Origin of the sequence: Streptomyces sp. NPDC007088 (assembly GCF_042869355.1) — a bacterium.
Lineage (GTDB): Bacteria > Actinomycetota > Actinomycetes > Streptomycetales > Streptomycetaceae > Streptomyces.
The window spans coordinates 1-12311 of the sequence record NZ_JBIAFO010000009.1; the positions used below are offsets into that span (position 1 = coordinate 1).

Below are 12311 nucleotides of genomic sequence, written 5' to 3' on the forward strand. Positions count from 1 at the left end.
GGGCGGCCGGGGGGGGGGGTGGGGGCGGGGCCGGCGGGGGGGGGGGCCGGGGGGGGGCGGGGGGGGGGCGGTGGGGGGGGGCCCCCCGCGCCCGGGGGGGGCCCCCCCCCCCCCCGCGCCCTTGCGTTGTTGTCCCGTGCCCTCCTTCCTTCCGGGTACGGCCCGTGTACGGCCGCCCGCACCGGGCACCGGTTCCGCCCTCCGGCCCCCGCACTCTCAAGGGCCCAGGGCTCCTTCGGCGGTCGCACGCCTTCCGCTCGAACGAGGGCCGGTGCGGGTGCGAACAGCGGACCTGGGCCTCACCCGATGAGGTAGCCAGCAGGGGTTTATCTCCTCGCGCCGCGAAAGAATGTAGTGCGAACGCAGTCCGTCCCCTAACCTCTCGAAAGAGCCCCCCGGTCTCTCGGAGGAGATGGGTCGGGAGAGGTGATGGGACCTCAACCACAGGCTGCACACACTCCGTTGGCGGCGATTGACCGCCACTCAGGATTTCCGCGTTCGTACCGTTCTCCTCAGTGAGGGACGCGCATGGACCCGCACTCGGCGTTGTCCACTCTTTTCACCCCGGCCGGCCGGGACAACCCCTATCCCGTATTCGCCGCACTCAGGAGTTCCGCGCCCGTCCACCACGACGCGGAACTCGACACCTACGTCCTCACCCGCTTCGCCGACTGCCGGTACGCGCTGGGCGATCCCGCCCTCCTCGTCCCCGACCTCGACTGGTACGCGCGCCAGGACCCCGGCTGGCACGAGCATCCCGGCGCCGACTTCTTCTACTCCTCCCTGCTGCGGCGCAACGGGGCCGACCACGGCCGGCTGCGGCGGCTGGTCGCCGGTGCCTTCTCGGTACGCCGCGTGCAGGCGCTGCGCGCGGGAGTCGGCAATCTGGCCGACGGCTTCCTGGACAGCTTCGCCGACGCCTGCGCGGCCGGTGGCACCGCCGACTTCCAGGCCTTGGTGGGTTATCCGCTACCCGTCGCGGTCGTCGGACGGCTCATCGGCGTTCCGGCCGGGGAGCAGCCGGACTTCCAGCGCCTGGGCCACGACGCCGGCCGGCTGCTCGAACCCCTGCGCACCGCGCGGGACTGGGACCTGGCCGATCGCGCGGTGGACACGCTGCGCGCCTACTTCGCGGAGCTCGTCCGGCGGCGCCGGGCCGAACCCGCCGACGACCTCACGACCGACCTGCTGCGCGCCAGGGACGCCGACGACACGAGGCTCGACGAACGGGAGCTCGTCGACACCCTGCTCCTGGTGCTCGTCGCGGGCTACGAGACCACGGCGGGCCTGCTCGGACTCGCCGTCCACGCCCTGCTGACCCACCCCGACCAGTGGCGGAAGCTCAGGGAGCGCCCCGCACTGGTCCCCCGCGCCGTCGAGGAGGCCATGCGCTGGGACACCCCGGTGCAGATGACCGAGCGGATCGCCGCCCGAGCCCTCGTGATCGGCGGGGTCCCGGTGCCCGCGGGCGCCAATGTGACGACCGTGCTCGCCGCCGCGCACCGCGACCCCGAGCGCCACCCGGAGCCCGACGCCTTCCGCGTCGACCGGGCCGACGTCAAGGTGCTCGGGTTCGGGGGCGGGGCGCACTACTGTCTCGGCGCGGCCCTGGCCCGGCTGGAGACCGCCGAACTCCTCGAACGGCTCCTGATCCGCTTCCCCACGCTCTCGCTCGCTGGCGGCGCCCTTCGGCGCACCTCGATCAGTCTGCGCGCCTTCGACGTCCTGCCCCTGTCCGCACACGGCTGACCTCTTCGCGTCCGTCGCACGCGGCTGACCTCTTCGCGTCCGTCCGCACACGCCTGACCTCCCTCGATCCGTCCGCACACGGCTGACCGCCCCCGAAAGGCTTTCCGTGAGATTTCTCGACCAGGAACGTGCCGCCGCCGAGCGGCTGTTACCCGGCCTGGACGCCGCCCTCGCGCGTCATCCGCTCAGGGAGCTGGAGAGCTGCCCGAGCCCGGGGATCGCCGCGTTCCGCGCGAGCGGTGGTCCCGGGCTTCTCGTGCCGCGCCGGTACGGCGGGCTCGGGGCGAGTCCCCTGGACGCCGTCCGGGTGCAGCGTGCCGTCGGGGCCCGCAGCCCCTCTCTCGCGGTGGCCACCACCATGCACCACTTCTCCGTGGCGGGACTCGTCCACGCGGTCCGCGACGACGGCGGAGCACCGGGCCCGGAGGGGCTGCTGCTGGCCTCGGTGGCCGCTGAACGACTGCTGCTGGCCTCGGCGTTCGCCGAGGGACGCACCGGGCAGAACATCCTGCGGCCGCATGTCGTCGCGCGGCGCAGGAACGGCCGCGTCGTCCTCAACGGCAGCAAGATGCCGTGCAGTCTGTCCCGGTCGATGGACCTGCTGACGGTGTCCGTGGTGCTGCCCGACGAGGAGGGCCCCGGCCCGCGAGGGCGGGGGCCGGCCGCCCCGGGCCGGCTGGCCGTGGCCCTCGTGCCGGCCGGGACACCCGGTGTGGAGGTCCTTCCGTTCTGGGGCAGTCCGCTGCTGGCCGGCGCGGAGAGCGAGCAGGTCGTGCTCCGGGACGTGGAGATCGACCCGCAGCAGGTGGTGACCACGGAGGTGACCGCGGACGCGGTGCCCGACGACCTGCACCTCGCCGGCTTCCTGTGGTTCGAACTCCTGTTGACGGCAGGCTATGTGGGGGTGGCCAGCGCGCTGGTCGAGCGGGTCCTGCGGCGCAGCGGCCCACCCGCCGACCCCACTGTCCTCGTGACCGGTGTCGAGGCGGCGGCCCTGTCGCTGGAGGCGGTGGCCCGCGCCATGGAGACGGAGGAGTGGACCGACACGCTGCTGGCCGGCGTACTCGCCGCCCGCTACGCGGCACAGGACACCATCGCCCGCACCACGCGCGACTGTCTCGCCGCCCTCGGCGGCATGGCCTTCGCCGCCGAACCGGACGGCAGTTACCTCGCCTCGGCGGCGGGCGCCCTCACCTTCCACCCTCCGGCGCGCGGCCGCATGGCGCGGCCGCTGGGCGACTACCTCGACGGCCGGCCCCTGCGCATCGGCTGAGACGAGACACCGGCCCCGCTCACAGAGAGGTGAACGACACCGTGGAACCCGTGGACACCGGCCCCCGAGGACACCACGTCGACGTGGTGCGCACCATCGACGCGCTGCCGCCAGGACTGTGGCAGCGGCTCGCCCCGCCGCACGACCCGATGTGGTCACCCGCCGTCTTCACCGCGATGGAACGCGGTCACCTCGGCCCCGAGGGCTACGCCTACCTCGTCGTGTACGAGAACCTCGTGTACGAGGACTCCCTGTCCGAGAAGGCCCTGTCCGAGCGGGCCGGCTACGAGGAGGTCGCGGGCGACGGGCGCAGGGGCGGCGGGGCCGGGCTGGGGGACGGCGGCCGGATCAGGCCCCTGCTGCGGTCCCGCCCCAGGCCCCGTCTCCTGGACGTCGAACCGTACCGGGACGGGCGTGTTCCCGTCGCCGTGCTGCCGCTGTGCCTCTTCCGCTCGCTGCGCCTGGACGCCGTGGTGGGCCCGCGGGAGCGGCGTGTGCTGGCGCCACTGCGCCGTCTCGCGCCTCGGCTGCTGCGCGTGCCCATGCTCCTGTGCGGCCATCTGCTGGGGCAGGGGCACGTGTTGAGCGCGCGGCCGCTCACCGCTCCCCTCGCCCGGGTCCTGGTGCGCGCCGTGATCGATTTCGCGCGTCGCGAGCGGCTCGGCACGGTCGTGCTCAAGGACTTCGCGCCCGAGGCGCTCGCCCCGTGGGACGCGGTCCTGCGCGAGGCGGGCTTCTTCCTGGCCCCGGGCCTGCCCGACACCGAGCTGCGACTCGACCCGGACGGCCCGCCGGACGCCGGGGCCGGCGCCGGCTCGCTCTTCGACGCGTACGTGGCCTCCCTGCCGCCCACGCCGCGGCGCAACGCGCGCCGCAACATGCGCACGCACGCCGCACATCCGGGTCTGCGTACGGAGACCGTCGAGGACTTCGCGCACCTGATCCCCGAGATGCTCGGCCTGTACGGGCAGGTGATGGAGCGCGCCGACCAGACCCTCGACGTCATCGACGCCGCCTTCCTGCACGCGCTCAACGCGGACCGGGACAACTGCCTGGTCGCCTGTTTCCACGGGCGGCGGCTCGTCGCGTTCCTGCTGTGCCTGTTCACCGGGGAGGGCGCGACGGGCGCCAGGATCGGCCTCGACTACTCACTCGCCCACCGGGCCCGTCTCTACCACCACGTCCACTACGCGGCGATCCGCCTGGCGCTGTCGCGCGGCTGCCGCCGCATCCGCTTCGCGCAGACCGCGTACACCCCGAAGACCGAGATGGGCTGCGCGCTCGTCGAGCAGACCTACGCCCTCACCCATGTGCGACGGCTGCCGCGCGCCGTGCTGCGCACCCTGCTGCCGGACGCCCTCGCCGCGGCCCGCGACCGGGCGCTGGGCCGCTCGGGGCGCGGTACCGGCCCGGCCCGGCAGACCGGCACCACGGCGTCCGGCCCCGGTCAGGAAGGCGGGAAGCCGTGCCCCGAGTAGAGGTGGATCTGCACATCGCGGTGCCGCCCGCGGCGGCCTGGGCCGCCGTCGTCGACGTCGAGGCGTTCCCCGGCCGCATGGCCGCCGTCGAGTCCGTCACCGTACTCGCCCGGCCACGGCCCCGGCGCCGTACCACCGCGTGGTCGGTGCGGCTGAGCGGTTCGGTGCTGCGCTGGATCGAGGACGAGGTGATCGACGAGGCCGCGCGGCGCTTCGACTTCCGCCAGACCAGCGGCGACCTCGCAGCCTTCACCGGGCACTGGGGCGTCACCGCGGGCCCGGACGGCGGCAGCACCGTGTCCCTGCACGTGGACTTCGACATCGGTATCCCGCTGCTCGCCGACCTCCTCAACCCGGTGGCCGCCGAGGCCCTGCGGGAGAACGCCGGACAGATGCTCGCCGCCCTCGAACAGCAGCTGACCGCCGGCCCGCAGCACCCGCCCCGCGAGGGCCGCACCCCGGAGGGCACGAGTGCCCCGGCCTGAGACCCCCGAGCCCGGCACCTCCCGGGCCACTCCCCCGCCGCGCCCCGCCGGCCCCTCCTCCGTCTTCGACCTCGTACGCCGCCACTTCTCGCCCCGGCTCGCCCTCGCGGGGTCCTTCGCGGGGCGCGGCGCCCACGAGGAGTCCGCCGAGGGCTGCCGGGTCACGCTGTCCGACGGGCGGCGCGCCCTGGACTTCGGCTCCTACGCCGTGACCCTGCTCGGCCACCGTCACCCCGCCGTGGTCGCCGCGGTCCGCGACCAGCTCGGCCTGATGCCGACCTCGACGCGCGGTCTGGCCAACCCCACGACCGCGCGCGCCGCCGAGACCCTCAGCGGCTACTTCGGTGATGTCCTGCCGAAGGTGTGCTTCGGCCTGAACGGGGCCGACGCCGTCGAGGTCGCCGTCAAACTGGCGCGCCTGGCCACCGGCCGCCCCCGGGTCCTCGCGGTGCGCGGCGGCTTCCACGGGAAGTCGGCGGGCGCACTGTCCCTGACTCACCACTCCGCCTACCGCGTGGGCCTGTTCGGCAACGCCGCCGACACCGCGCACCTCGATCCCGGTGATCCGGGCGCCTTCCGGCGTGCCCTGGGCGCGGGCGAGGCCGCCGCCCTCGTCCTGGAGCCGGTCCAGGGGGAGAACGGGGCCTTCCCGCTGCCACTGGAGGTGCTGCGCGAGTGGTGCGCCGAGGCCCGCGCGCACGGGACCTTCGTGATCTCGGACGAGATCCAGTGCGGGCTGCGCCGCTGCGGTGACCGCTCCCCCGCGCTGGCCGCGGGGCTGCCCGTGGACGCCCTGCTGGTGGGCAAGGCGCTGGGCGGGGGTGTGGTCCCGCTGTCGGCCGTGGTGTGCTCGCCGCGGATGTACGCCCCGCTGGACGACGATCCCTTCCTGCACTCGGCGACCTTCGGCGGCCATCCCCTCAGTTGTGCCGCGCTGCCCGCCGCCCTCGGCGCGGTCGAGGGGCTCGCCGGCCACGGCGAGACCCTGTCCGCCGCTCTCGACACCGCCCTCCAGGCACTGCTCGGCGCCCACCCCGAGGTGGTGCGGACGGTACGCGGCCGGGGGCTGCTGCGCGGACTGGAGTTGTGCTCGCCGCGCGCGGCGGGCCGGGTGGTCGTCGAACTCGCCGCCGCGGGCCTCCTGGTGTCCCCGTGCCTGAGCCGGCCCACCACGATCCGGCTGCTGCCGCCCCTGGTGAGCACCGTGCGGGACATCGAGGAGGCCGCGGCGATCCTCGACACCGCGCTGCTCGCCGCCACCGCCGATCTCGACCGGGCCCCGGCCGCCACCGACCACGAGAACAGGAACCGCCCGTGACAGCTCCCGAACCCTCTCTCGGTCCCGCACCGGCCCCTGAGCGACCCGGACCGGTCACCCGCGCGCAGATCTCCGCGCTCGTGCGGACCGCCGCGGCCGACGTCCTGGGCGCCGCGCCCGAGGAGATCGACGAACACACCGACCTGGAACGCGACTTCGGTATCGACAGCCTGGAGCTGATGGACATCGGCTCCCGGCTGGAGAACGCCCTGCGCGTCCGTATCCCGCTCGCGGATCTGGTGGAGGCGCGGACCGTGTCGGACGCCGTCACCGTGCTGCACGACCGCCTGGCGGGCCGCCGGTGACCCTCCACCACCTCGCGGACGGCCCGGACCGGGGCCGTACCCGCGTCGTCGTCACCGGCATGGGCCTCAAGTGCCCGGCGGGCAACAGCGTGGAGGAGGTGTACCGCGCGCTGTTCGCCGCCCGTTCGGCCGCGGTGCGCGTACCGGAGCTGACGGCCGCCGGACTGCCCGTGGACTTCGCCTGCCTCGTCCCGGCGTTCGACACCGGCCCCTACGTGCCCCCTCGGGAGCTGCGCCAGATCGACCGCACCACCCTGCTGCTGTTGTGCGCGGCGGCCGACGCGCTCGGCGACTCCGGCCCGCTGCCCGACGTGCCCCCGCACCGCGTCGGCGTGCAGATCGGCACCGGCGTGGGCGGACTGCCGAGCATGGAGGCGACCGCGCGTGAGCACGGCGCCCAGCCGCTGCGGATGCCGGTGCACACCGTGCCCCGCACGATGGCGAACTCCCCGGCCTGCCGGCTCGCCATGCGGCACGGTTTCCGGGGTGACTGCACCACGTACTCGACCGCCTGCGCGAGCGGTACGACGGCGATCGGGGAGGCCGCGCGCAGGATTCGCGGCGGGGAGCTGGACGTCGCGGTGGCCGGCGGGGTCGACGCGGCTGTCACGCCGGTCGTCATGGGCGGCTTCGCACGGCTGCGCGCCCTGTCCTCACGCGGCGAACCGGCGCTCGCCAGCCGCCCCTTCGACACCGACCGGGACGGATTCGTGATGGGCGAGGGGGCGGCCGTCCTGGTCCTGGAGCGCCTGGACCGGGCGCGGGCCCGTGGCGCCCGCGTGCACGGTGAGGTGTGCGGGTACGCCTCCACGTGCGACGCCTTCCACATCGTCGCCCCGCGGGAGGACGGGCTCATGGCGAGCACCTGCATGAGCGCCGCCCTCGCCGACGCGGGGCTGGGCCCCGGCGACATCGGGCACGTGAGCGCCCACGGCACCTCCACGCCGCGCAACGACCGGGCCGAGGCGCGCGCGGTGCACCACTGCTTCGGGGGCGACTCACCGCCGGTGACGGCGGTCAAGGGTGTCACCGGCCACCTCATCGGCGGTTCGGGCGCCGTCGAGGCCGTCCTCGGCCTGCTGTGCGCCGCCCGGGGGCAGGTGCCGCCCGTCGCCAACACGCGTACCAACGGGGAGGCCGGCCTCCTGGACGTGGTGATCGGCCGGCCGCGCGGTGTGCCGCCCTCGCCCGTGCTGTCCAACTCCTTCGGCTTCGGGGGCCAGAACGCCTGCCTGGTACTGGGCCCGCCGCCCTGATCCGGCCGTCCTCCCGGCCGGTCGCCCCCCTCCCCCACCTCTCCCAGGACGGCTGACATGCGCATCCTCGTCACTGGCGCCACCGGCGTCGTCGGCACCGAGGTCCTCGCCGGGCTGCGGGCCCATCCCCTGTGCCGCCACGGCCGGGTGACCGGGGTCGCCCGGCGCGCGGCCCCGGGCGTCCTGTCCTGGGAGCTGGGGGCCGCGCCCACGCCGGCCGGCCTCGCGGGACCGTGGGACGTCATCGTGCACACCGCTGCCTCCACCCGCTGGACGCTGACCCGAGCGCAGGCGCGGCAGGCGAACCTCCTGCCGCTGCGCGCCGTGCTCGCGCTCGCCGGGCGCGGCACCCATCTGGTGCACGTCTCGACGGCGTACGTGGACGGGGTGCGGGCCCCCGAGGACCTGCGCGGCGCGGAGTTCGAGGGGTACCGCAACGGCTACGAGTGGTCGAAGGCGGCGTGCGAGGACGTGGTGCGCGGCGAGCACCGCGGACCGCTCACGGTGGTGCGGCCCCCGCTGATCGTCGGGCGGCGCGACACCGGGGAGATCGCCCGTTTCTCCGGCCCGTACACCCTGCTCCAGGCGCTCGTCTCGGGTCTCGCCGCCGTCGTCGTCGGCGATCCGGAGGGTTACGCGGAGATCGGCCCGGTCGACGAGGTCGCCCACGCCGTGGTGGACGCCGCCCTGAGCGCCCCGCCGCTGCTGGCCCGCACGGAGGTCGTCGCGTCCGGCCGCCAGTGCCTGCGGTTGTCCGGTCTGCTCGACGTGGTGTGCACGACCCTGGACGAGTTCCGCGCCGACCACGGCGCGCCCCCGGTGCCCCGGCCGCCCATCGTCCCCACCGAGACGTGGAACCGCTTCTTCCTGCCGCTGGCGGAGCAGTACCTGTCGCCGCTCCAGCAGCAGGCCGTCCGCCTCCTGGCCATGTTCCAGAGCTACACCAGCATGAGCGCCCCCTTCGAGCCGACCCGTCAGGTCGAGGACCCGGCGGCGGTCATGGCGGCCTCGGTGCGGCACTGGGCGCGGAGCAGGCCGCGGCTGGCGCTGGCCCGGCCCACCCCGTGGACGCTTCTGGGCGCCTGACCCGGCCGAGGCGCCGCGAAAGGCCCTGTCACCTACGGATAGGAGGCGTCCCGCGCGGACCGCGCCGAGACCCGGTCAGACATAGTCTATTTAGACTGGTACAGTTCGACCATGCCGCGTCGCACTCTCGACAACCCCGTCGTCCTCGCCGTCCTGGGCCTCCTGCTGGAACGGCCTTCGCACCCGCACCAGATGCTGAGCGAGCTGCGCCACCGCAGTGCGCACCACGCCGCGGCGATCTCCCGGGGCACGCTCTACAACACGGTGGCGGCACTGGCCGAGGCGGGCTGGGTGGCGGAGGAGGACAGGCAGCGCGCCGGGAACCGGCCGGAGCGGACTGTCTACGCCCTCACCGCGGCGGGCCGGACGGAGCTCGTCCGCCGCCTCGACCTACAGATCCGTACACCCGAACGGGACTTCCCCCAGTTCCTGGGCGCGGTCACCTACCTGGGCGCGCTGGGCCCCGAGGGCGCGACGGCGGCCCTGTCGGAGCGGGTCCGGCTGCTCGCCGAGCGGACGGCGGGCGACGAGGAGCGACTCGCCGCCGCACTCGCCGGCGGCGTCCCCCGGCTGCACGTCATCGAGGCCGAGTACGCCCTGAGCCTGGCCCGCGCCGAGTCCGCGTGGATCGGCGCGGTCCTCGCGGACATCCGCTCCGGCGCGCTCGCCTGGCCCGAGGGGCAACCGGACAGCGCACCGGCCGGAGGGTGACCGCCGTCGGCCACCCGTCGCGCGCCGCGACGAGACGTACACCGGACATCCAGCACGCGGCGTCAGCCGCAGGAGGGGTACATCATGACGTGGACCACGCGGGAGGGACTGCTCTTCGGGATATACCCGGGCTCGGCCACCGGGGACGACACGGGCGGACTGGCCCGGGGGGCGCCCGACGATCCGGCACAGGTGGAGGAGGCGCTCGACCGTCTCCAGGGACGGCGTGAGCGGCCGTTCCTCGTACGCGCGTACACCGCCTTCGAGGACTCCACCCGCGCGGGCACGGCGCACCGGACCGAGACCCCGGCCGACGCCGCGCGGTACGCCCGCCGCGGACGGCGCCTCGATCTGGTCGCGCAGTACCGCTCGGCCTCCGGTGACGTCGACGGCTACTGCGTGTTCCTGCGTGAACTGGTCGAGCAGTACGGCGCGGTGACGGGCACTCTGCAGGTGGCGGAGGAGCCGAACGTCACGGGCAACCCCACGCTGGACGGGTACTGGCCACGGGTGGCCGAGGCGATCGTGCGGGGCGTCTCGGCCGCCCGGACGCGCGCCCGCGAACTGGGCCACACCCACCTGCGGATCGGCTTCAACACCACCCCGCTCCTCGGCCCCGGGGCGTCCTTCGTGAGCGATCTGGCCTCCCTCGGGGGCGAGGAGTTCCGCGCGGACCTGGACTACGTGGGGCTGGACTTCTTCCCGGACGTCTTCCGCCCCGTGGCGGCGCCGGAGCTGGCACCGGCCGTGGAGGGGCTGCTGCGTCACCACCGTGAGGCGGTGCTGACACCGGCCGGTCTCGGCGCGGTTCCGCTGCACATCACCGAGCACGGCTGGCCGACGGGCCCCGATCGCTCCCCGGCCCGGCAGGCCGCCGTGGTGGAGACCGTGGTGGAGACGGTGGCCGCTCAGGCCCAGGCGCTCCGCCTAAGTGGTTACACCCATTTCGCGCTGCGCGACGCGGACAGCGCGCACCCCGGCCTGTTCCACCAGTTCGGGCTCACCACGGACGACTACACCCCCAAGCCCGCCTTCGAAACGCTGCGGGGGCTCGTCGAACGGTTCGGCGCCGGGTGAGGGAGAGGGCGTGGAGCAAGCTCACCGCACCGCTGTGGACAGGCCGGGCGGTCTTTGATCAACTGCGCGGATGACGACATCGATATGGGCGGGTGATCTGGTGCGGCTGCGCGCGGTCGAGCCGGAGGACTGGGTCGCGTTGCGGGGTTTCGCCGAGCAGGAGGAGCGCCTCGGAGACCTGGCGCAGCCGCCTCGTTCTGCCGAGAGCCACCGTCGGCGGGTCAAGGAGCAGTCGGTGCCAAAGGACGAGAGCGACCAATTCGTGCTGGCCGTCGAGACGGTGGAGAGCGGAGAGATCGTCGGTGCCGTCGGCTCGCACCACACGGACACGCGGGCAGGCTGGTTCGAGTACGGCGTGTCGATCGGAGCGGAGCACCGGCGCAAGGGGTACGCGGCACAGGCCGCCCTGCTGCTGATGCGTTTCCTGTTCGAGGAACGGCGCTACCACAAGTGTGTGGCCCGGGTCTTCGCCCACAACGAGGCCTCGCTGAGGCTCCAGCGTCGGCTCGGTTTCGTGGAGGAGGGCCGGCTGCGCGATCAGGTGTTCGTCGCGGGACGCCACCGCGACCTCGTCGTCCTGGGCCTGCTCGCCGAGGAGTACACGCGCCTGCACACTCCGGATCGTGCCCGGGAGCCGGGAGGCGACGAGGCCCCGACAGGGCTACGGGCCGTCAGGGCCGAAGGTGGCGCAGGGTGAACTCGGGTGCGGCGAAGGCGCCGCCCTGGGGTGCCTCGGGGTCGGTGGGGTCCTGGGCGCCCGGGATCTGTCCGGCGTACGCCTCCGCGTCGTCGACGGGTGTGTAGTCCAGCTCGCGCGCGCCGGGCAGCGTCCAGAAGCGCCGGGTGTTCGCGGAGACGGCGTACACCGTGGTGAAGGGGGTGGTGGGCGGGGCGCTGAGCGCGGCGCGGAAGAAGCCGAGCGCGTCGCGCGGGCTGAGCCAGGTCGCCAGGTGCCGCGGCTCCTGGGGGGCCTGCTCGTAGCTGCCGATCCGCAGGCAGATCACCGACAGACCGAACTTGTCGGCGTACAGCCTGCCCAGCGCCTCGACCGCCACCTTGCTCACTCCGTACAGGCCGTCCGGGCGTGGTGGTGCCTCGGGGCCGGTGAGCTGCCCGGCGGGGTGGAAGCCGGTCAGGCGGTTGCTGCTGGCCAGCACCACGCGGGAGATCCCCTGGCGGCGCGCGGCCTCCAGGACGTGGTGGGTGCCCAGTACGTTGGCGTCCAGCAGTTCGGGCAGGGGCGCCTCGTCGGGTACCCCGCCGAGATGCAGTACGCGGTCCACTCCGGTCAGGGCCGACTCGACGGCTTCCGCGTCCCTCAGGTCGACGGTGAGGGTCTCCTCGTTGTCGGCCTCGGGCCGCAGTGGTACCTGATCGAGCAGGACCAGCCGGTCCGCCTCGGAGCGCAGGGCCCGGCGTACCGCCGAGCCGATCCTGCCCGCCGCGCCGGTGACGGCCACCGTTCCCACAACCATGTCGCTCCTCCCCGTCTCCGCCGGCACCCGGGCGGACGGAGGGTGATCCTGTCACCGGTGAGTGGCGCCTGTGAAGGCACCGGGCGCGAGGACACCGT

Annotated in this window: 12 protein-coding genes; 11 read left to right on the plus strand and 1 reads right to left on the minus strand. The window is 74.4% G+C overall.

The features are described from left to right. Positions 1–528 precede the first annotated feature (528 nt). The 11 genes from ACFYMP_RS15935 to ACFYMP_RS15985 all read left to right on the plus strand — a co-directional run bounded on the left by ACFYMP_RS15935 (position 529) and on the right by ACFYMP_RS15985 (position 11435). Complete coding sequence (locus ACFYMP_RS15935) at positions 529–1749, plus strand: cytochrome P450 (protein ID WP_388856764.1); 1221 nt, start codon at positions 529–531, stop codon at positions 1747–1749. Between the two features lie 106 nt (positions 1750–1855). Then, positions 1856–3022, plus strand: a complete 1167-nt coding sequence (locus ACFYMP_RS15940; RefSeq protein WP_388856767.1) for an acyl-CoA dehydrogenase — start codon at positions 1856–1858, stop codon at positions 3020–3022. Positions 3023–3063: 41 nt separating this feature from the next. Continuing rightward, on the plus strand, positions 3064–4500 hold the full coding sequence (locus ACFYMP_RS15945) for a GNAT family N-acetyltransferase (protein WP_388856770.1): 1437 nt from the start codon (positions 3064–3066) through the stop codon (positions 4498–4500). Continuing rightward, positions 4488–4985: an SRPBCC family protein gene (locus ACFYMP_RS15950; RefSeq protein ID WP_388856773.1), complete on the plus strand. Its 498-nt coding sequence runs from the start codon at positions 4488–4490 to the stop codon at positions 4983–4985. Before ACFYMP_RS15945 ends, ACFYMP_RS15950 begins: the two co-directional genes overlap by 13 nt. Beyond that, positions 4972–6303, plus strand: a complete 1332-nt coding sequence (locus tag ACFYMP_RS15955; RefSeq protein WP_388856776.1) for an aspartate aminotransferase family protein — start codon at positions 4972–4974, stop codon at positions 6301–6303. The genes ACFYMP_RS15950 and ACFYMP_RS15955 overlap by 14 nt, the downstream gene beginning before the upstream one ends. After that, entirely contained in the window at positions 6300–6608 is a 309-nt protein-coding gene (locus ACFYMP_RS15960; protein WP_388856779.1) for an acyl carrier protein, read from the plus strand. The genes ACFYMP_RS15955 and ACFYMP_RS15960 overlap by 4 nt, the downstream gene beginning before the upstream one ends. Next, positions 6605–7864, plus strand: a complete 1260-nt coding sequence (locus ACFYMP_RS15965) for a beta-ketoacyl-[acyl-carrier-protein] synthase family protein (RefSeq protein WP_388856782.1) — start codon at positions 6605–6607, stop codon at positions 7862–7864. The genes ACFYMP_RS15960 and ACFYMP_RS15965 overlap by 4 nt, the downstream gene beginning before the upstream one ends. Before the next feature lie 57 nt (positions 7865–7921). Next, complete coding sequence (locus tag ACFYMP_RS15970; RefSeq protein WP_388856785.1) at positions 7922–8950, plus strand: SDR family oxidoreductase; 1029 nt, start codon at positions 7922–7924, stop codon at positions 8948–8950. A gap of 111 nt (positions 8951–9061) precedes the next feature. Further along, on the plus strand, positions 9062–9661 hold the full coding sequence (locus ACFYMP_RS15975) for a PadR family transcriptional regulator (RefSeq protein ID WP_388856788.1): 600 nt from the start codon (positions 9062–9064) through the stop codon (positions 9659–9661). A gap of 84 nt (positions 9662–9745) precedes the next feature. Then, entirely contained in the window at positions 9746–10738 is a 993-nt protein-coding gene (locus tag ACFYMP_RS15980; protein ID WP_388856791.1) for a hypothetical protein, read from the plus strand. A gap of 70 nt (positions 10739–10808) precedes the next feature. Beyond that, positions 10809–11435 carry a GNAT family N-acetyltransferase gene (locus tag ACFYMP_RS15985; protein ID WP_388856794.1) on the plus strand — a complete coding sequence of 209 codons (627 nt, stop codon included), beginning with the start codon at positions 10809–10811 and terminating at the stop codon, positions 11433–11435. Here the strand turns inward: ACFYMP_RS15985 and ACFYMP_RS15990 are convergent. Continuing rightward, positions 11410–12213, minus strand: a complete 804-nt coding sequence (locus ACFYMP_RS15990; RefSeq protein WP_388856797.1) for an NAD-dependent epimerase/dehydratase family protein — start codon at positions 12211–12213, stop codon at positions 11410–11412. The two genes, ACFYMP_RS15985 and ACFYMP_RS15990, sit on opposite strands and share 26 nt — an antisense overlap. Positions 12214–12311 lie beyond the last annotated feature (98 nt).

Excerpts from the sequence above, each read along its gene's own strand:
- ACFYMP_RS15935 (WP_388856764.1), top strand. The coding sequence starts at position 529 with ATGGACCCGCACTCGGCGTTGTCCACTCTTTTCACCCCGGCCGGCCGG.
- ACFYMP_RS15970 (WP_388856785.1), top strand. The coding sequence starts at position 7,922 with ATGCGCATCCTCGTCACTGGCGCCACCGGCGTCGTCGGCACCGAGGTC.
- ACFYMP_RS15975 (WP_388856788.1), top strand. The coding sequence starts at position 9,062 with ATGCCGCGTCGCACTCTCGACAACCCCGTCGTCCTCGCCGTCCTGGGC.
- ACFYMP_RS15980 (WP_388856791.1), top strand. The coding sequence starts at position 9,746 with ATGACGTGGACCACGCGGGAGGGACTGCTCTTCGGGATATACCCGGGC.
- ACFYMP_RS15985 (WP_388856794.1), top strand. The coding sequence starts at position 10,809 with ATGACGACATCGATATGGGCGGGTGATCTGGTGCGGCTGCGCGCGGTC.
- ACFYMP_RS15990 (WP_388856797.1), bottom strand. The coding sequence starts at position 12,213 with ATGGTTGTGGGAACGGTGGCCGTCACCGGCGCGGCGGGCAGGATCGGC.